Genomic DNA, 19,667 nt, shown 5'->3' on the forward strand with positions numbered 1-19,667 from the left:
ACCTCAAACTATTATTCCCCTTCCATGAAGTCGTCGAGATCGCGGCGTTCACGTTTGGTAGGACGGCCTATTTTGCTGGGCCGTTTACCGGTATAGAAGCTGGCGGTTACCCGCTGGTTGAATTGCTGGTCTTCTTCGGGTGTGATGTCTACATAATATTTGATGGCTTCCGTATACTGGAGCCTGTTATGCAGCAGGCCGGTAACTTCAATTTTCCAGCGGCGGGCTTCCGTCTTCACTTCGTACTGATCGCCGAGGCTTACGGTACGGGCGGCTTTTACGGCTGCGCCATTGAGTTTGACCTTGCCTGCGTCGCAGGCGGCAGCGGCCTGGGTGCGGGTTTTAAATATACGGATCGCCCAGAGGTATTTATCCACCCGGAGCTTTTCAGTTGCTGGCATATTGTTCTCACTTTTTGCTCATCTCCGCAAAGTACTGGTGGAAGTAAGGGATGGTCTCAATTCCTTTGTAGAAGTTCTCCAGCCCGTACTTCTCGTTGGGAGAGTGCAGGTTATCACTATCCAGGCCAAAGCCCATGAGGATGGTCTTTAAGCCCAGTTCTTTCTCAAACAGCGCCACGATGGGAATGCTGCCGCCGCCACGCACGGGAATAGGCGATTTGCCGAAAGTGCTTTCTATGGCTTTGCTGGCCGCTTTGAAAGCAATATGGTCCGTAGGCGTAACATAGGGGCTGCCACCATGGTGGGCAGTTACCTTTACTTTTACTGTTTTGGGCGCAATCTTTTCGAAATGCGCTTTGAACAGTTCGGATATTTCGATCCAATCCTGGTTGGGCACCAGGCGCATGGATATTTTGGCAGATGCTTTGGAAGGCAGTACCGTTTTGGAGCCTTCGCCGGTGTAGCCGCCCCAGATACCGTTCACTTCGAGGGTAGGACGGATGCCGGTGCGCTCGATGCTGGAGTATCCTTTCTCACCCCAGAGCTCATCTACGCCCAGGTCCTGCTTGTACTCCGCTTCGTCGAAAGGCGCTTTGTTGAGGGCTGCCCTTTCTTCTTTGGAGAGCTCGATCACTTTATCGTAGAAACCGGGGATGGTAATATGATTGTTCTCATCGTGCATGGAGGCGATGAGCTGGCAGAGGATGGTAGCCGGGTTGGCCACTGCGCCGCCGTATACGCCGGAGTGAAGATCGCGGTTGGGGCCGGTGACTTCCACTTCCATGTAGGCCAGTCCGCGGAGACCGGTATCCAGGGAAGGATTTTCGAGACTGATCATGGCGGTATCGGAGATCAGCACTACGTCGGCCTTCAGGCGTTCTTTGTTCTCTTTGATAAAGATGCCCAGGTTGGCGGAGCCTACTTCCTCCTCCCCTTCTATCATGAATTTGATATTGCAGGGCAGGCTGTTGGTTTTGACCATGATCTCGAAGGCTTTCACGTGCATGTAGAACTGGCCTTTATCGTCGGCGCTGCCACGTGCGAAGATCTTACCGTCCTTAATAACGGGCTCGAAGGGGCCGCTGTGCCAGAGCTCCAGCGGATCGGCCGGCTGCACGTCATAGTGGCCGTATACGAGCACGGTGGGTAGTTTCGGATCTATTATTTTTTCGCCGTAGACGATGGGGTGGCCGGCGGTAGGGCACACTTCCACGTTATCTGCGCCGGCTTCCTGCAGGCGCTGCTTTACGGCTTCGGCGCAATTTTTCACATCCTGGCTAAAGCGGGAATCTGCGCTGACAGAGGGAATGCGCAGCAGTGCTAACAATTCGTCCAGGAAGCGGTCTTTATGATTTGCCTGGTAATCTTTCCAAACTTGCATATTCAGGAAAATTAAGTCTACAATGGGGTGCAATTTAAGGGAAAGTTTCAAAGTTTGAGGGTTGAGGGTCTTCCGCCGTCGTCATTGCGAGGGTTGAGGGTCTTCCGCTGCCGTCATTGCGAGGAGCACTGAGGGGGCTAGCGCCTGGGGCGACGAAGCAATCTTTTAGCCTCCCCAAGATTAACTAAAAGATTGCTTCGTCGCCCCACGCACAAGGCTTTACTGCTCCTCGCAATGACGCGAAGGAAGAGCGGGATACATCGGCGCAATGACGGCGGCTGAAGAGCGGATGCAGCCAGCGCAATGACGCGAAGGAAGAGCGGATACATCCGGCGCAATGACGGCGGCTGAAGAGCGGATGCACCCAGCGCAATGACGCGAAGGAAGAGCCGGATGCAGCCAGCGCAATCACGGCGGCTGAAGAGCGGATGCACCCAGCGCAATGACGGCGGCTAATGAGCGGTATGCAGCCAGCGCAATGACGTCACGCGAAACCGGAATTGCTTCCCGCATAAACGGCAATCTTACACATTTAAACTATTAAACTATGAAACTTTCGGGCATACCTAAACGGCAGACTATAAATATCATTCTGACACTGCTCCAATTATTTAAGTTTATTAACCAATAGTTAACTTTTTGTTGTAACTTTTAATAGGAAATTATGGGCGCCAAGAAACGAACACCTAAACAGAGAGCGGGTTTCGACCAAAAAACAGCTCATAATTTACTATTATCGCAAAAAGCAACGATATGACTAGTATTGATGATATGGCTGTATTATCAGAGTTAAAACTGGGTAATATAAAGGCGTACCAATATTTCTTCCTGAAATATTACAAGCCTTTATGCCTAAAAGCCTTTACTATGGTGGGCAATATGAAGCGGGCGCAAGACGTGGTACAGCATACATTCATACGTATATGGGAAGAAAAACTATATCTTGACATACAGCAGTCAGTAGGGGGGTTTCTCTATCAACAGGTCCATTTAGATTGTCTGGACCAGGCCCGGGAACCTCAAAATGAAAATGGTGAAGAACAATACCAGTCACACCCAAACGAGAATGCAACAGAACACCAGGAACTCCGTAAGCAGGTTTTAAGTTCCATTGATAATATGCCTGCGGAAAAACTAAAACTGGCCCTGGAGGACATACGTCGTATACGGTATAGCTAAAACGTCGAAATTTCTTATGTGCTTTTCTATATGAAATTTAATGAAGAACACATTTATCAACTTTTGCTGGAAAAGCAATTAGGCGAGATCAGTAAGGAGAATGACAGATACCTGCAGCAGGTGATACAACAAGACGAGCACGTACGCAATTGCTGGTTTGAACTCGAGAATGCCAAAATTGCCACCAACAACGATATCCTGGAAGACCTCCGGGCCGACCTTGCCTGGTGTAAGATAGAGGCCCTGCTAAGGCCCGCGCCTTCTTTCCATGTGAGGGCGCTCAGATTCCTGAAAAAATACCGTGTAGCAGCTATCATTGCCGGTGTATTGATCACCGTCTCGGGCTTTGCCTATTATTACGGTTGGTTGGGCTCCAAATCCCAACTGGTAGCAGCAATAAAGGCCGAACAACAACCAGCTGCAGCAAAGGCCCGGTTGATACCGGCTACCCGCGCGACAGCATTGAACGCGGCGGATGTTCCGGCTGCATCCACCCAGATAGCGCAACAGGACCAGAAGACACCCGCAGCAGATAGCGCGCTTAAAACGGCGCCTGCCGAAGCAGCGGATGATAATAACCTTACGGTAGAATGGAATACGCTGACCGTTCCCCCTAAAACAGATTACAGGATCGAGCTGGCGGATGGAACGGAAGTTCATCTGAATGCCAGTTCTACCCTGCGTTTTCCCTTCATTTTCCCGGGCAAGACAAGAGAAGTTTACCTGGAAGGGGAAGCCTATTTTATTGTAGCGAAGAATTCCAAACAGCCTTTTATCGTGCATACTCCCGGCACTTCTGTGAAGGCGCTGGGCACTGCTTTCAATATCAACTCCTACGATTCGGGTATGATCATTACATCGCTGGTACAGGGCGCTGCAGTAACGGATGTAGGCGATACGCTGGACGTAACGCTTAAACCCGGGTATGAGGCTATTTACCGGACCGGCGAACGGTTCAAGGTAAAACGCTTTGATGAAGCTGTTACGCTTGGATGGCGGGAAGGCATTTACCGCTTCCGCAACAAGAACCTGCAGGAGCTCGAACCTGTTATTCAGCGCTGGTTTGGACTTAAATTAGCTTTCGACAGACAATCGATGGCAGCTATGCAGTATTCCGGTTGTCTTGAAAAAGACAAGCCTCTGCAGGATTTCCTGGAGCAATTGTCTTCCTCGCTGAACATCGAATATCGTATCTACGACAATACGATCCATTTTCATGCACGGACATAGTAAACGAAAAATAAACGATAGGTAAAGTATCAGGAGATCAGCTTTTGCCTGAGCAGGAATTCCAGCTTTTCATTCACATCCAGCAATTTGGCCGTCAGTTCCTTGTTCTCTTTACGGAGTGCGTACACTTCATAGGCTTTTTCAATGTTATGCCGGAGCTCTTCTTCATTCCAGGGTTTGGAAAAGTATTTATATACCTGGCCTTTGTTGATCGCGTCGATCACCGCGTTGATATCTGCATAACCGGTGAGCAGGATGCGGATAGGTTCAGGAAATCTTTCCAGTATGGATTCGAAGAATTCGATGCCTGTCATTCTAGGCATGCGCTGGTCTGAAATAATGATGTGAATATCGTTTTCTGACAGGATCCTGACTGCATCTTCTGCCGATTCGGCGGTAAATACCGTATACAGCCTGCGAAAAGAAGCTTTGAAGGCGTTCAGATTGTGTATCTCGTCATCGATATAGAGAATATGGATGTGTTGCACACTCATTCAGGAGTCTTAGCTCTAAGTTAATAAAAATAAATGAGTTACAAACAATAAAACCGCATCTGAGTTAAAAGCAGGATTTGCATTTAGATGAGGATGATGAATATTCCCGCAAAATTATATATAAAGAAAAAGATTTTGGCCCTATTTTTTCAGTAAGCTGTACAGTAATCGTGGAAGGAGATAGTTTTTGTGGTTTGACGAATTTCGTGTAGGTTTGGTACATCCCAACCCATTATGCTGTTAAACCGCACTAAACCAGCATCCTATTAGGGGCAATATATCTTAATGTGAAAATCATAAAATCAAATATTGACAGATGAAAAAAGGTATCATCGTTATTGTAGTCCTGGTATTATTAGGCATGTTCGGCTGTAACAAATATAACGGCCTGGTAAAACTGGATGAGAATGTTAAAAATAAATGGGGCGCCGTGCAAAGCCAGTACCAACGCAGGGCTGACCTCATCCCTAACCTGGTGAGCACGGTAAAGGGCGCCGCCAACTTTGAGCAAACTACCCTGACACAGGTGATAGAAGCGCGTGCCAAAGCGACACAGATCACTGTTAATCCTAACGATCTTTCACCAGAGAAGATCCAGCAGTTCCAGCAGGCGCAAGGTCAATTAAGCACTGCGCTGGGCCGTTTGCTGGCTGTGGCAGAAAGCTATCCGCAGCTGAAGGCTAACCAGAACTTCCTGGATCTGCAGGCGCAGCTGGAAGGTACTGAGAACCGTATTACCGTTGCCCGCAATGATTTCAACGATGCGGTGAACGGCTACAACAGTTCTGTGCGCAGTTTCCCCAATAACGTGATTGCGGGTGTTGCAGGATTCCAGCAGAAAGGTTATTTCCAGGCACAGCCCGGATCTGAAAGTGCACCGAAAGTTCAGTTTTAAATTCCAACACCCAAATTCCAAATTCCAAACTGAACGCAGGCGCCTGACCTAAGGTGTACAGCTTTTGACATTGATACCAGTCCCGGTTTGGAATTTGGGATCTGGAATCTGGGATTTTAATACATTGCATTATGCGCATATTTCCATTTGGCAAAAAAGAGCTTGTAGAGGAGGCTGACAAAGTCAGGCTTGTACAGGCGGTCCGTTCAGCGGAAAGACTTACCAGCGGAGAGATAAGGCTGTTTATTGAAAGCCGGTGCGCTTATGTAGACCCGATGGACAGGGCTCAGGAGATCTTCCTGTCGCTCGACATGACAAAGACCCGCCAGCGTAACGGTGTGCTGTTGTACATCGCCCTGCGGGACCACCAGTTTGCGATCCTCGGAGACCAGGGGATCCATGAAAAAGTAGGTGATACCTTTTGGCAGAATGAAGCCCTGTTGCTGAAACAACATTTTTCACAGAACAGGGTAATAGAAGGTATAGAAGCCTGTATCAAAGAGATCGGCGAATCACTGCAACTGCATTTCCCTTATAGCGCCGGCGACGATCAGAATGAACTGCCGGACGATATTGTATTCGGGAAATGAACATTTACTGACCTATAGTTTTAGACAATGAGGATATTCTGCTGGTTATGGCTTTGTTTATTATTGATAACAGGCTTACAGACGTTTGCACAGGAAGTACCGCCCAGACCTACGCCGCCGAGACTGGTGAATGATATGGCTGGTGTGCTGCTGCGACAGGAGGCAGATGACCTGGAACGGAAACTGGTAGCTTATAATGACAGCACCTCCACGCAGATCGCTATCGTTACTGTCAAAACTACCGGCGACTATGACATCAGCGAAACAGCGTTGAAAATATTACGCGACTGGGGTGTTGGTTCCAAAGAAAAGAACAACGGCCTGGTGATACTGGCGGCCATTGACGATCGGAAAGTGCGCATAGAAACCGGTTATGGACTGGAAGGAGCTGTACCGGATGCTATCGCCAACCGTATTATAGATGAGATCATTGTACCCAATTTCAGAGAGGGGCATTATTACCAGGGACTTGACGAGGCGGTGAACGCCATTGAGAAAGCCGCAGCCGGAGAATACAAGGCAATCCCAAAGAAAAGGCGCGGTAAAGGAGGCGGCTCTATTTTTGTGCTGGTTATTGTAGCCATCATCCTGCTCTCAATCATCAACAACCGTCGTGGAGGCGGTACCACGATCAGCCGGAGAGGCTGGGGTGGATGGGGTGGCTTCCCGATGGGCGGAGGCGGTTGGAGCAGCGGCTCCGGCGGAGGCTGGGGCGGCGGAGGTGGTGGCGGAGGCTTCGGTGGATTTGGAGGAGGCTCCGGCGGTGGAGGCGGCGCAAGCGGAAGCTGGTAGAGATACGTTGATTTGATATAACCTCTATAAAGCGTAAACCATGTCGTACCTGCATGTTCTTAACGGCGATGCTACCCTTACCTCATTCCGGGAGAGTGGGGTACCAGGAGCAATAGTGGTGTGCCGGGAAATGATGTGTGAAGGCAAAGTGAAGTGCACAGACGACATGAACGCATTTTTTGAAACCCGGTCAAAACACCTGGAATACCATTACGGTATAGATAAACAAACTTATTACGCCCATGTGGTCAGCGAGCTGGAAAAACTAAAGCTTGCAGCAGAAGCAGACGAAGTAGTACTGTGGTTCGAATTTGACCTTTTCTGCCAGATCAACCTGTTGTTTGTACTTCATTACCTGCGCACACAAATGATCCGGCTTCCCCGGATAAGCCTGGTATCTATTGACCGCCACCCGGAAGTGGCAGAATTCAGAGGCCTCGGTACGCTGCTTCCTGAACATTTCCCTCCTTTATTTGAACAACGCGTTCTCCTGGATGATGCAGACCTGGAGCTGGCGGCCAAAGTCTGGCAAGCCTATTGTGAAGGCGAGCCGCTGACCCTGGAAGCTATGAGTAAAGCGCCCAGCGGTCATCTTACTTACCTTGGACAAGCCCTCACAGCACACCTGCAAAGGCTTCCCTCTGTTGAGAACGGATTGAACGCCATCCAAAGCTATTTTCTTCATAAAGTGTCTATGTGCCCCATGCGCTGGTACGATCTGTACGCCCAGTTCTGGGAAGATATGAAGATCTATGGCTTCGGCGATTTTCAGCTGGACATTTATATACAGCGCATGCGCGCTGCGGGGATCATTGAACAGCAGGAGAACATGCTGACGATTACCACCCTTGGCAAAGAGGTGTTGAACAATGAAGAAAATTATACTGATTATGTATCCCTGCAGCATCGCTGGCTGGGAGGCTTACGGCTTTTGAACAGCCCATGGCGCTGGGACACGAAGCAAAAAAAAGTAGTGAAGGTTTAATCTTCCACCAGGGGAAACCAGAGATTTATACGGGTACCGGTGGCCTGTCCGTTTTCGTCGTAGAGATCTTCTATATCAAAACAGGCATCCACATTAAAGCGGCTGTTGTACAGCGAGAGCCTGTCGCGCGTGATCTGCAGGCCTCTTGAAGCGTGCGTATAGCCGCTGGCCTGCTTAAGCGCGGCTGATCTTTCACGGCCAATACCATTGTCCTCTATTACACATAATATACGGTCCTGCATTTTGGTGAAGGACAGCAGCAGGCGGCCCTGTTCTTTTTTATGCAGCAGCCCGTGCCAGATCGCATTCTCTATAAAAGGCTGAATGATCATGGTCAGGATCTCGGTAAAGTCAGGATCCAGCGAGGGATCGATTGTGATCTTATAATCAAACTGGTCTGCAAAGCGCAGCTTTTCCAATTCAATATAGTTTTCCAGCATGCTTACCTCTTTGGAGATGGGAATGGTATTCTGCTGTGAGTTATCCAGTACGCTGCGAATGAGGCGTGCAAAGCGGTTCAGGTAAGAGAGCGCCTGTTCTGTTTCGCTTTTCATCATAAAGGTCTGGATGGAATTGAGCGCATTGAAGATGAAGTGTGGGTTCATCTGCGCCCGCAGCGCCTTCATTTCAAGCTGCGCCATTTTCTGCTGCACCAGCGTGCGGCGCCGGGCCTCTTTCTTAATATAGTGTATGCGCGCCCTGAAATAGATGTAGATCAGGGCTGCGGTTACCATCAATACCAGCATCCTGAACCAGTTGGTTTGCCAGAAAGCGGGCTTGATGTTAATACGGAGTGTGGTAGTATTGGTAGAAAAGGTACCTGCAGCATTTACGCTGCGTACCTTGAACGTATACACGCCGGGAGACAGGTTGGTGTACTTGGCTATCAGCAGGCCTTCCGCATTTACCCAGTCTTCATCCACGCCTTCCAGCTGATAATAATAACGGATCTTTTCAGGGTGATAGAGCAGGCTTTTAAACTCAATGGAGATAAAGTTCTGCCGGTGCGTCAGTGCTACTGCCTGTTGCGGATCTATCTGTATGGCGCTGTCCAGCGCTTTAACGCTGAGGATCGTCACATCCGGCGGAGGCGGCGCCACCTTTAATGCCCTGGGATCAAAGGACAGGAAGTGGTCTGAGGCGCCGATCAGCAGTTTACCATCCTGCAGCCTGATGATACGGCGCCTTACTTTACGGTTATTGTCTACAATATTATCGCCCTGCACAAAGGTTTCCAACGCAAACTGTTTGGGATTGAAGCGGTAGAAGCTATAGGGCGTGACAAACCATATGCCTCCGGTACCATCGTCTGCCCGCATGCTTAGTACCCATTCGTCGAACAGGATGCCGTTGGTGGTAAGCGGCTTTGCGGTGTGGCTGCTGGTATTGAACATCCAGAGCCCGTGATCGGTACCAGCCAGCAGGGTGGTATCATCCGCTTTATACAGACAGGTAATGTTATTGACCAGCAGGGAACCCTGCCGGAAGTTATCCCGGGTCACCACGTGGCCGCTGTGCTTATTGAACAATATCAGACCAGCCGTGCTGGTGGCCAGCCATAGCAGGGAATCGTTATGAGGCACCACATCCATCACCGATGTTTGGCGTTGTATGTTATTTTGCAGCTGCGGATAGGAATAGGCAGTACGCTGTTGCGGGTTCCAGCGGGCCAGCCCTTTTTTATAGAGGCCTATCCATACGGAGGTATCGCTTTCTACATAAAGGCTCATCAGGGTCTGGTCCTGGAAGGCGGCCGGCTGATGATGGGCAATGAATTTTCCCTGCCGGGGATCAAAGACAGAGAGGAAACCGTTCTCCTGCCCTACCAGCACATTGCCGTTCTTCATTTCTGCGAAGCTCCATACCAGGCTGCGGCTTTCGGGCAGGGTATACGCCGGGTCTGTACCGTTATGAGAGAAATTCTGCCTCAGGTCCAGCTGGCTGTTCAACCAGCTGAATCCTTTACCCCAGTACCCGGCGTATACGTCTCCGTTACTGGCCTGGAAAAGATCTGTTACCTCCGCTCTTGGAAGATGTTTACCATCCCCATTGAACACGATGCGCTGATCCATTATATGCAGGGAAGGATTATGGAGGCTCAGTATATTCACGCCCCTGTCTGTTCCTACCCAGAGGTGGCCTTCGCGGTCTGTCAGGAAGCAATTGGATTCGAAGTCGTAGTGCAATCCGAGGTCATCTTCATTATTGCCGTGGATGCGAACGCTAAACTCCTGGCGGTTATCATCAAAGCGGGCAATGTCTCCGCCTTCAAGGGCCACCCAGATGTTATGCTCCAGGTCGGTGGTAATATCGAACACTTCTCCTATTGAAAATGACTGCAGCTTTTTAGTGCCGGGATCATAGCAAAGCAAGCCTTTGGTGCGAGCGGCGATCCAGATGCGGCGGCGATAGTCTATGTAGAATTTCCGAACGCTTTTATCGATGGAGAAGATGGGCAGGTGAGCAGGATTGTTGGCAGCACTGTAGAGATGTTTGCGCTGGCGGTCCAGCATATTGATACCGTTATGGCCACTGATCCATAGCTGGCCTTCCTCGTCTTCTACGATGGCGCTGTTCATCTCCCGGCGCTCAGCTTCGGGGATCACGGTGGCTTTTTCAAAACTGCCGGTGCTGTCGTTGAAACGTAATAGCCCTTCCTGTGTGGTGGCCCAGACAACACCTGCATAGTCTTCCACTATCTGGCTGCATTGGATGTTTCCCTGCAGGGAGGGGCGAATGTCCACCTTCATAGCCCTGGTAACGCCTGCAGCGGGATCGTAAATGTGAATGTTGTCAGGCGCGCCCATCCAGATGCGGCCTTTGCGGTCTTCACAGAGGCAGATATCGTCATAATAGATGGAGCCGGGCACTTTGTCGAAACTGGCTACGGTGAGCAGGTTACTGCCGTCGTAGCGCTGAAGGGCTGTACTGGCGATCCATATAAAACCTTTCCTATCCTGCAGGATGGCTGACACGTGGTTGCTGGCCAGGCCATTCTGCAGGTTAATATGGGAGAAGGAATAGGAAACATGCGGTTCCTGTGCCTTTGTCTGAAAAGGGAAAATGAAAAGAGATAAAAGAAAGATGATAAAGCAGGAAAGTGCTGCGGCAAGTAATTTCGGTACTTGGGCAGGGATATTGGATATCTTCCATTGGATCACTTTCACTACCTGTTACATTTTATATTTATTGTTTGCCCCTTTATAAGCCCCTGATCCGGTATGCCGTTACAGTATTGCCGTTAAAGGTAGGTATATATACCATCTTCTTTTGGGGGTTGTAGCCGAAGTCGGCGGTGTTTAGTTTCTGCTCCCGGGTATCCAGCAGCTTAACGGCGGAGCCGGATGCTGCATTGACATAGAATACCTCGCCTGGCCAGCAAGATACGATGAATTCGCCAGCTTTTATTTGGGCGATGCCATCTACGCTCTGGCTTATATTCGCGATCTTCTTCAAGGTATTATCGGCTTGCAGGCGGAAGAATGCGCCGTCTGCCAATACCTGCAGGCCGCCGGGCAGCCACAACAGGCCATTGGGAGCTTTTACTTCGAGCAGGGTGCTTACTTTGCCATCTTTGATCCGGTGCACTTTTCCTACGCGGGTATCGGAAACATAGATCACCCCTTTATTGTCAATGGTGATATCATTGAGGAACACGCTGCCTTCCACAGGTATATGCTGTACAATGGCGCCTTTGCTGACGTCTATCACCACCACTTCCGTAAGATCAGCCACATAGAGACTGCCTTTATAGAGGCCCAGGCCTTTGGGGGCGTTGAGCCCTTCTACCCAGCGGAGATCCAGGATCTTCCCTTCCGGCGACAGGCGGGAGATGAAGCCTTTCCCGTCTTTTTCGTTACCGTTGCCCTCTATGTTCGATACATACAGGATGTTCTTCGGCGCATCGAAATATACGGATTCGGGTACGCGCAGGGAGGTATCTGTTACCCATACCTTTTCAAGCGCGATTTGCTGCTGGGAGAAGGCGCTTGCAGATAACAACAGGCAGCCGGCCACCAATAGATGTTTTGAGCTCAGTTTCATAACGGACAGTATTATTAAGTGTTGGATAAGCTATGCCACCTGGCGTTTGATAGCGGCCCGGTACTTCTCTTCATCAAATTCCTTCTCACTTTTAGCCACTACGATGGTAGCTACGCCATTCCCGATCAGGTTAGTAATGGCGCGGGCTTCAGACATGAAGCGGTCTACCCCGATCAGAACTGCCAGGGACTCTACCGGTATCACCTTGATCACCGTTAGTGTGGAAGCCAGTACAATAAAGCCGCTGCCAGTGATACCTGCGGCTCCTTTGGAAGTGATCACCAGGATGCCGATGATGGTCAGTTCCTGCGCCAGGGTCAGATCTATATGATTTACCTGGGCCAGGAAGATGACGGCCATAGAGAGGTAGATGCTGGTCCCATCCAGGTTGAAGGAGTAGCCTGTAGGTATCACCAATCCTACCACAGAGCGGGAGCAGCCCAGCTGTTCGAGGCGTTCCATCATACCCGGCAGGGCGGATTCTGAAGAGGAGGTGCCCAGCACCAGTAATATTTCGTTGCGGACAAACTTCAGGTATTGCCACAGGCTGAAGCGGTAAGTGCGGGCGATGATACCCAGCACACCGAAAATAAATACGATCATGGTAAGGTAAACACAGATCATCAGCTTTACCAGCGGCATGAGCGCCGCAGCCCCGAAGGTGCCGATGGTATAGGCCATACCGCCGAAAGCGCCCAGGGGAGCCAGTCGCATGATCAGTTTAAGGATATTGAAGAACACCTGGGAGATGCGGTCAAACGTATGCAGCAAGCCGCTCCCGGCTTCCTTCATTTTACTGAGGGCATAGCCAAAGAGGACGGCAAACACCAGTACCTGTATAATATCGCCTTTAGCAAAGGCATCCACTACGTTGGAGGGTATGATATGCAGGAGAAAGTCTGTCCAGTTCATATCGCCGGCGGCCTTCTCTATTTTATGCACAGCGGTAGTATTTCCATTTACCAGGGGTACGCCCTGTCCGGGTTTCAGCCAGTTGGCCACTATCAGGCCGATCACAATAGCCATGGTAGTTACGATCTCGAAGTACAGCAGGGCTTTGCCGCCTACCCTGCCTACCTTGTTCATGTCGCCCATGCGTGCGATGCCTAACACGATAGTAAAGAAGATAATGGGGGCGATCAGCATGCGGATGAGGTTAATGAACATTTCGCTGATCAGCTTACCGGTACCGGCTATACCGGGAAAAAGCCATCCGGCCAGGATACCCAGGAAGATAGCAACCAATACCTGGAAATAGAGATGACTAAGGAGTTTTTTCATAGATATCCAAAATACAAAAATAAAAATCCCAAATTCCACTCTCGGGAATTTGGGATTTGAATATTGGGAATTTTAAGCTTTATGCTTTTACAGCTGCGATGCCGGGTAATTCTTTGCCTTCAAAGAATTCCAGCATGGCGCCGCCGCCGGTGGATACATAGCTCACTTTTTCTGCCAGGCCGAACTGGTTAACGGCAGCTACGGAGTCGCCACCACCTACCAGGGAGAAGGCGCCTTTTTCAGTAGCTTTCACGATAGCGTCGGCAACGGCTTTGGTGCCGCCCTGGAAGGCTTTCATTTCGAAAACGCCCATGGGACCGTTCCACAGGATGGTTTTTGACTGGCTGATCACGTCACTGAACAGCTGTACGGATTTTGCCCCGATGTCGAGGCCCATCCAGCCTGCGGGGATATTATCGTTGGATACTACCTGTGTATTGGCATCTGCAGCGAACTTGTCGGCTGCAACAGAGTCAACGGGCAGCAGCAGGTTAACACCTTTTGCCCTGGCCTTGGCCAGCAGCTCGAGGGCCAGGTCCAGCTTATCATTTTCTACAAGAGAGTTACCAATCTCTTTGCCCTGTGCTTTGAGGAAGGTGTAGGCCATACCACCACCGATGATGATGTTGTTGGCTTTTTCCATCAGGTTCTCGATGATCAGGATCTTGTCGCTCACCTTCGCGCCACCCAGGATGGCGGTGAAGGGATTCTCCGCCTGGTTCAGCACTTTTTCGGCGTTACTTACTTCTGCTTCCATCAGGAAGCCGAAGGTGCGGCGCTCAGCGGGGAAGAATTTGGCGATAACAGCAGTAGAGGCATGTGCACGGTGAGCGGTACCAAAGGCGTCATTCACGTAAACGTCGCCCAGTTTGGCCAGCTGCTGTGCAAAGGCGTCATCACCTTTTTCCTCCTGTTTGTGGAAGCGCAGGTTCTCCAGCAGGAGCACTTCGCCCATCTGGAGGTTAGCAGCTGCCTGTTCTGCCACGGGACCTACACAGTCTTCTGCAAACTTAACGGTGGTGCCGTTCAGGAGTTTTACCAGGTGATATACGAGGTGTTTTAAAGAATATTTTTCGGTGGGGCCATCTTTGGGGCGGCCCAGGTGTGACATCAGTATAACCGCGCCACCGTCGTTCAGGATCTTTTTGATGGTAGGCACAGCCGCACGCATGCGGTTATCATCGGTTATCTCGTATTGCTCATTCAAGGGAACGTTGAAATCTACACGTACCAGCGCTTTGCGCCCATTGAAATTATAATCGGAGAATGCACTCATAACAATTGATTGAGGTGGTGAGGAAGGAGAAAAGTAAAAGGTGAAAGGTGAAGAGTGAACCATACAATTCACTTTCACTTTTCACCTTCCACTATAATAATATGGCTTGTGTTACTTGCTGATCAGTCCTGCAAAGTACTTCACAGTACGTACGAGCTGAGAAACATAGCTCATTTCGTTATCGTACCAGGATACGGTCTTTACCAGCTGTGTATCGCCTACAGTAACGATCTTGGTCTGTGTAGCATCGAACAGGGAACCGAAGGTCATGCCGATGATATCTGAGCTCACGATCTCATCTTCAGTGTAGCCGTAAGATTCGTTCGCAGCTGCCTTCATGGTAGCGTTCACTTCTTCTACAGTTACTTTTTTACCGAGGATGGTGGTCAGTTCAGTGAGAGAACCGGTGATAGTGGGTACACGTTGTGCGCCACCGTCCAGTTTACCTTTCAGTTCGGGCAGTACCAGGCCGATCGCTTTAGCGGCGCCAGTGCTGTTAGGAACGATGTTGGCGGCAGCTGCACGTGCACGGCGCAGATCACCTTTAGCATGCGGAGCATCCAGGGTGTTCTGGTCGTTGGTATAAGCGTGGATGGTGGTCATCTGACCAGCCACGATACCGTATTTATCGTTCAGGACCTTTGCCATAGGAGCCAGGCAGTTGGTAGTGCAGGAAGCGCAGGAGATTACGGTTTCGCTACCGTCCAGTGTTTCATGGTTTACATTGAACACGATGGTTTTCAGGTCGCCTGTTGCGGGGGCAGAGATCACTACCCTTTTAGCGCCGGCGGTAAGGTGAGCTTCTGCTTTAGCTTTATCAGTAAAGAAGCCGGTGCATTCGATCACTACGTCGATACCATGCTCTTTCCAGGGGATCTGAGCAGGATCTTTCTGAGCATATATTTTTACTTCATCGCCATTAACGGAGATAGCGCTTTCGCTGGAGCCTACTTCAGCGTCAAATCTACCTTGCGCGGAATCATACTTCAACAGATGTGCCAGCACTTTGGGGCTGGTCAAATCATTGATAGCTACCACGTCAATACCGGGCATTTTGTAGATCTGGCGGTATACCAAACGGCCTATACGACCGAACCCATTAATACCGATTTTAAGAGTCGTTCCCATTTTAACACTGTTTGAATTGAAAAATAGAGATGCGAATTTACAAGGTATGCAGGTATAAATCAATAGAAATTTGGGTTAACGAAATATTTTTTGGAAATATCAAAAGACGTATTACCTTTGCAATCCCAAAGAAAAGGAATGCCGCGTTGGTCAAGGGGTTAAGACGCATCCCTTTCACGGATGAATCACGGGTTCGATTCCCGTACGCGGTACAAACGAAAGGTCGCCAGAAGGCGGCCTTTTTTGTTGTAAACCAGTTCCTTACAGGGGTAATTCATCTTTCGGCAAGTTCTTCCCTCATTGTTTCAAATAATGCAACGCTACACATCCGGATTCAAAATGTATGGTATTGACCAGCTTTAGATCAAGTCTTTGCTGAAGGCTTCCCGCATCCAGCAATTGTCTTCCTTTTCCCACGATCACCGGATGGACCACCAGGTTAAATTCATCGATAAGGCCTGCTGCAATCAACTCCGGAAGCATACTTACACTGTCCACTGAAATTTTCCTGCCAGGCTGCTGTTTCAGTTCCAGGAGTGCTGCCGCCGGGTTGCTACGGACAATCCGCGTATTTGCGTCATTGCTGTCCAATGACCGTGAAACAACAACGCGATCGATAGCACTAAACTTTTGGGCAAATCTGTTTTCAGCCGGCGAGCCGGATTGATCTCTCGCAACGTCGGTCCAATAGGGAAACATGAGCTGGTACATCACACGACCGAAAAAGAGCAGGTCAACGTCGTCCAGCGTTCCTGTAAAATAATCAAGCAGCTCCTCACTCGGGTTAGCAATAGTGTGATCACAGTAGCCATCTAAGCTGATGTTCATGCCGAATGATACAGTTCTCATTTTATTAGTTTTGTTTTTAAAACACTAAAGCTAAGCGAGGCCATTAAATCATGTGAGGGTATTCAGGACAAAAAAAGGGTGCTTTAAGGCCAATGTTATTTTTTATTTAAGCCGCAGCACCCTGGCATGTATGGTATTAAAGAATTCCGGTGTAAGGCCCAAATAGGTGGCCACATGCTTTTGAGGGATCCGCGCGGCCAGCTTCGGGTATTTTTCCCTGAAGTGCCTATAGCGTTCCTCCCCGCTCATATATAATAGCTGCAGGTTTTTAAGATGCTGGTTCACCAGGGATTCCTGGTACAGGATGCGGAAGAACCGTTCCAATGCAGGTACCTTCAGCATAAACGCTTCTAAGTCCGTATGACTGATCTGCACCACTTCTGAATCTTCCAGGGCAATGATGTTACAGAAGGACGGCATCTGGCGGGTACGGCTGTAGAGGTCTGACACCCACCAATCCTCTATGGCAAAGTACAGGTTATGCTCCAGTCCTTTCTGGTCAACATAGTAGGTCCTGAAGCATCCTTTACTGACATAATATTCATGATTGGATATGCTGCCTTCCCGCACAAGCAATTCCCTTCTTTTAACTTTCCTTATTGTTAGCAATGCTTTGAATGCCTCTTCCTCCCCGGGCGCCAGCGATGTATATCGCCTGATGTTCGCTAAAATATCCTCAAACGGCATAAAGTCTGTTTTAAAAAACTAAGATACCTTAAGTTTTCTTTATCGCCCATCGCAGAGCTTTGCCCTCCATAAATCAATACTATGTATAATCTGGATGAAGGACGCGCGGGCTATGAGCAGCTCGGTAATCAATATGAAATCGCTACAAACATTACCAGGAAAGACAGCAGGATCGCCGGAGTGCCCTGCACCTGGCTAAAACCCGGCAATGCGGCTGAAGATGATATTATTGTTTACATCCATGGCGGGGGCTTTATCCTTGGATCAGTCAATAGTCATATCCCCCTGGTGAGCCATATTGCACAAAAACTGCAGCGGGCCGTACTGATGATTGATTACCGCCTGGCCCCTGAACATCCGTTCCCCGCTGGCTTAAAGGATTGCGTAAGCGTCATTACAAGCTACTGCCAGGAGCATCCCAATGGCCGCTTTGGCATTATTGCCGATAGTGCGGGCGGAAATCTGACCTTTGCTACCCAGCTTACATTAAAGGAGATGAAGGGACATATGCCGCAATACAGCATTACGATCTCACCCTGGGTAGACCTTGAATGTAAAAATGATAGCTTTACCCGCAACAGTGCCAGGGAGAAAACGTTGAGCAGGGAGTATTTAATGATGGCAGCAAAATTTTATGCTGGTGAGCAAGCGCTATCCAATCCTCATTTGTCGCCAGTAAATGCAGACCTGGGAGGATTACCGCCGGCGCTCATTTTATGCGGCACTGCGGAGATACTGGAGGATGATTCGATCATCCTGCATCAGCGGTTCTCAGATGCCGGTGTTAAAGCGGAATTGAAGCTGTTTGAGGGAGAACAGCACGTATGGCCATTCATGGACATTAGCACCCCTGCATCACAGCAGGCATTGAACGAAATGGCAGCGTTTGTAGCAAAAATTTAAATGGCAATCCCGATCTTTGAAAGGCTATTAGCACCATACAGCCATGAAGGAAGTATTTTCAAGAGACGGGGAATATCTACTTGCATTAAAAAAAACAGATACAGATCAACTGCGCACGCCCGCGCAATTTGCTGAATACACCATATTGTTTATACCGGAAGGTGAAGGCATCTACCATGCCGATTTTGGCGCCTTTCATTATAATGGGCCGGTTATATTATTTTCAACCCCTTTACAGGTTATTTATATCGAGCAGGAGCAGGCCGCTCCGGTCACCATGTTGCAGTTCCATGGTGATTTTTATTGTATCGAGTACCATAGCAGCGAGGTGGCCTGTAACGGGCTGTTGTTTAACAATGTTTACCGCCAGCCTTGTGTGGTCTTAACACATAAGGATACCCACGTGTTTGCCAAGCTGCTCAACGATATCGATGAGGAATTCAAACAGGATTCACCCGCGGAGATCGTGCTCCGCGCATATCTGCAGCTCTTCCTGGCTAAGTCAAGCAGTATCAAGATCAAATTGATCGAAGAGCATAAGGAGCCAAAGGAAAGGGACGAACAGATGGAGCAGTTCAGGACGCTTTTGGAGCAGCACTATCTCAGCCTGCATAAGCCCAATGATTACGCGCAACTGCTGAACATGTCGCCCAACAATTTTACTAAACGCTGCAGCCGGTATTTTAAGAAAACACCTTCGCAGTTAATACAGGAAAGGATCGTGCTGGAAGCCAAAAAGCAATTGCATTTAACCCAGCTAAGCATCAAAGAAATTGCCTATGCATTGAAATTTGAGGACGAGTTTTATTTCAGCCGCTTTTTTAAAAAGGTGACGAAAGTATCTCCCCAAACCTTCCGCAATAAAACCGGCATATCCATCGTGGCAGATTTGTCCAAGTAATCGCTTTTATCGTCCATGGCAGGTGGTAGCCCGCTGATGTAGCTTCGTTGTGTCAATTTACTACATCATGAAAACATCCATCATCAAGAGTATTGCAAATCTCGACCAATTTGGCAAGAAAGCTATCCGTTTTGGCATAGTAGTAGTTTTTCTCTGGATAGGCGGGCTCAAATTCTTCACTTACGAGGCCGACGGTATAGTGCCTTTTGTGGCCAACAGCCCTTTTATGTCGTTTTTCTATCATCATCCCCATGATTATAAAACGCATATGAATAAAGAAGGTGAACTGATTGCCGCCAACCATCAATGGCATACCGAGAATAACACTTATGGCTTTTCAAAAGGCCTGGGTATATTCCTGATCACGCTTGCAGTACTTACCGCTTTATATAAGGTAGCGCCACTACCCAGCATGATCGCCAGTTTGCTGATTGCGGTACTTACCCTGGGCACGCTCTCATTTCTGATCACCACGCCGGAGAGCTGGGTGCCTCATTTAGGAGACGCCCAATGGGGATTTCCTTATCTGTCTGGCCGTGGCCGCCTGGTCATTAAAGACCTGGTGATCCTTGGCGGCGCCATTATTACTGCGAGCGAAACTGCCAGGCTTTACCTGAACCGTCAAAAAGGCTCCAAATAAATCTTCCCAAA

At 49.2% G+C, this 19,667-nt stretch carries 20 protein-coding genes and 1 tRNA gene; 10 read left to right on the forward strand and 11 right to left on the reverse strand.

Annotated features, from left to right (window positions below):
* Nucleotides 1-11: 11 nt before the first annotated feature.
* The 3 genes from ACR9Y8_RS13565 to ACR9Y8_RS13575 form a co-directional block, all read right to left on the reverse strand.
* The gene (locus tag ACR9Y8_RS13565; RefSeq protein WP_481213781.1) at nt 12-401 is read right to left on the reverse strand and encodes an RNA-binding S4 domain-containing protein; all 390 of its coding nucleotides are present in this window, start codon (nt 399-401) and stop codon (nt 12-14) included.
* Nucleotides 402-408: 7 nt separating this feature from the next.
* Nucleotides 409-1,782, reverse strand: a complete 1,374-nt coding sequence (locus ACR9Y8_RS13570) for a dipeptidase (RefSeq protein WP_481213782.1) — start codon at nt 1,780-1,782, stop codon at nt 409-411.
* Nucleotides 1,783-1,966: 184 nt separating this feature from the next.
* A complete protein-coding gene (locus ACR9Y8_RS13575) occupies nt 1,967-2,194 on the reverse strand; it encodes a hypothetical protein (RefSeq protein WP_481213783.1) in 228 nt (75 codons plus the stop codon).
* Between the two features lie 341 nt (nt 2,195-2,535).
* Between ACR9Y8_RS13575 and ACR9Y8_RS13580 the strand changes: the two genes are divergently transcribed.
* Both ACR9Y8_RS13580 and ACR9Y8_RS13585 read left to right on the forward strand, forming a co-directional pair.
* Nucleotides 2,536-2,961 (forward strand): sigma-70 family RNA polymerase sigma factor, encoded by a 426-nt coding sequence (locus tag ACR9Y8_RS13580; protein WP_481213784.1) that lies wholly within the window; start codon nt 2,536-2,538, stop codon nt 2,959-2,961.
* A gap of 30 nt (nt 2,962-2,991) precedes the next feature.
* On the forward strand, nt 2,992-4,191 hold the full coding sequence (locus ACR9Y8_RS13585; protein WP_481213785.1) for a FecR family protein: 1,200 nt from the start codon (nt 2,992-2,994) through the stop codon (nt 4,189-4,191).
* Nucleotides 4,192-4,220: 29 nt separating this feature from the next.
* Here ACR9Y8_RS13585 and ACR9Y8_RS13590 read toward each other — a convergent pair whose 3' ends face one another.
* On the reverse strand, nt 4,221-4,685 hold the full coding sequence (locus tag ACR9Y8_RS13590) for a response regulator (RefSeq protein WP_481213786.1): 465 nt from the start codon (nt 4,683-4,685) through the stop codon (nt 4,221-4,223).
* 316 nt (nt 4,686-5,001) lie between these two features.
* Between ACR9Y8_RS13590 and ACR9Y8_RS13595 the strand changes: the two genes are divergently transcribed.
* From ACR9Y8_RS13595 to ACR9Y8_RS13610, 4 genes are all read left to right on the forward strand, one after another.
* Nucleotides 5,002-5,580, forward strand: a complete 579-nt coding sequence (locus ACR9Y8_RS13595; protein WP_481213787.1) for a LemA family protein — start codon at nt 5,002-5,004, stop codon at nt 5,578-5,580.
* A 131-nt stretch (nt 5,581-5,711) separates the two neighbouring features.
* The gene (locus ACR9Y8_RS13600; RefSeq protein WP_481213788.1) at nt 5,712-6,170 is read left to right on the forward strand and encodes a TPM domain-containing protein; all 459 of its coding nucleotides are present in this window, start codon (nt 5,712-5,714) and stop codon (nt 6,168-6,170) included.
* A 27-nt stretch (nt 6,171-6,197) separates the two neighbouring features.
* Nucleotides 6,198-6,962: a TPM domain-containing protein gene (locus tag ACR9Y8_RS13605; protein ID WP_481213789.1), complete on the forward strand. Its 765-nt coding sequence runs from the start codon at nt 6,198-6,200 to the stop codon at nt 6,960-6,962.
* A 40-nt stretch (nt 6,963-7,002) separates the two neighbouring features.
* A complete protein-coding gene (locus tag ACR9Y8_RS13610; RefSeq protein WP_481213790.1) occupies nt 7,003-7,947 on the forward strand; it encodes a DUF1835 domain-containing protein in 945 nt (314 codons plus the stop codon).
* On the opposite strand, the gene ACR9Y8_RS13615 is transcribed toward ACR9Y8_RS13610, so the two are convergent.
* From ACR9Y8_RS13615 to gap, 5 genes are all read right to left on the reverse strand, one after another.
* On the reverse strand, nt 7,944-11,114 hold the full coding sequence (locus tag ACR9Y8_RS13615) for a histidine kinase (RefSeq protein ID WP_481213791.1): 3,171 nt from the start codon (nt 11,112-11,114) through the stop codon (nt 7,944-7,946). The genes ACR9Y8_RS13610 and ACR9Y8_RS13615 overlap by 4 nt on opposite strands.
* A gap of 34 nt (nt 11,115-11,148) precedes the next feature.
* On the reverse strand, nt 11,149-11,991 hold the full coding sequence (locus ACR9Y8_RS13620; protein ID WP_481213792.1) for an SMP-30/gluconolactonase/LRE family protein: 843 nt from the start codon (nt 11,989-11,991) through the stop codon (nt 11,149-11,151).
* Nucleotides 11,992-12,021: 30 nt separating this feature from the next.
* On the reverse strand, nt 12,022-13,272 hold the full coding sequence (dctA, locus tag ACR9Y8_RS13625) for a C4-dicarboxylate transporter DctA (protein ID WP_481213793.1): 1,251 nt from the start codon (nt 13,270-13,272) through the stop codon (nt 12,022-12,024).
* Nucleotides 13,273-13,351: 79 nt separating this feature from the next.
* Nucleotides 13,352-14,548 (reverse strand): phosphoglycerate kinase, encoded by a 1,197-nt coding sequence (locus ACR9Y8_RS13630; protein ID WP_481213794.1) that lies wholly within the window; start codon nt 14,546-14,548, stop codon nt 13,352-13,354.
* Between the two features lie 111 nt (nt 14,549-14,659).
* Nucleotides 14,660-15,676, reverse strand: a complete 1,017-nt coding sequence (gap, locus tag ACR9Y8_RS13635) for a type I glyceraldehyde-3-phosphate dehydrogenase (RefSeq protein ID WP_481213795.1) — start codon at nt 15,674-15,676, stop codon at nt 14,660-14,662.
* A 140-nt stretch (nt 15,677-15,816) separates the two neighbouring features.
* Here gap and ACR9Y8_RS13640 point away from each other — a divergent pair.
* Nucleotides 15,817-15,888 (forward strand) — tRNA-Glu (locus ACR9Y8_RS13640).
* Nucleotides 15,889-15,973: 85 nt separating this feature from the next.
* On the opposite strand, the gene ACR9Y8_RS13645 is transcribed toward ACR9Y8_RS13640, so the two are convergent.
* Together ACR9Y8_RS13645 and ACR9Y8_RS13650 are read right to left on the reverse strand one after the other, a co-directional pair.
* Nucleotides 15,974-16,525, reverse strand: coding sequence for a dihydrofolate reductase family protein (locus tag ACR9Y8_RS13645; RefSeq protein WP_481213796.1), 552 nt, complete (start codon nt 16,523-16,525; stop codon nt 15,974-15,976).
* A gap of 102 nt (nt 16,526-16,627) precedes the next feature.
* On the reverse strand, nt 16,628-17,212 hold the full coding sequence (locus ACR9Y8_RS13650; protein WP_481213797.1) for a Crp/Fnr family transcriptional regulator: 585 nt from the start codon (nt 17,210-17,212) through the stop codon (nt 16,628-16,630).
* An 81-nt stretch (nt 17,213-17,293) separates the two neighbouring features.
* Here ACR9Y8_RS13650 and ACR9Y8_RS13655 point away from each other — a divergent pair, with 81 nt between their 5' ends.
* From ACR9Y8_RS13655 to ACR9Y8_RS13665, 3 genes are all read left to right on the forward strand, one after another.
* Entirely contained in the window at nt 17,294-18,115 is an 822-nt protein-coding gene (locus ACR9Y8_RS13655; protein ID WP_481213798.1) for an alpha/beta hydrolase, read from the forward strand.
* A gap of 43 nt (nt 18,116-18,158) precedes the next feature.
* A complete protein-coding gene (locus ACR9Y8_RS13660) occupies nt 18,159-19,016 on the forward strand; it encodes a helix-turn-helix domain-containing protein (protein WP_481213799.1) in 858 nt (285 codons plus the stop codon).
* 67 nt (nt 19,017-19,083) lie between these two features.
* Entirely contained in the window at nt 19,084-19,656 is a 573-nt protein-coding gene (locus tag ACR9Y8_RS13665; protein ID WP_481213800.1) for a DUF417 family protein, read from the forward strand.
* The last annotated feature ends 11 nt before the right edge of the window (nt 19,657-19,667 follow it).

This window comes from Chitinophaga sp. SVR4-12A (genome assembly GCF_056754765.1).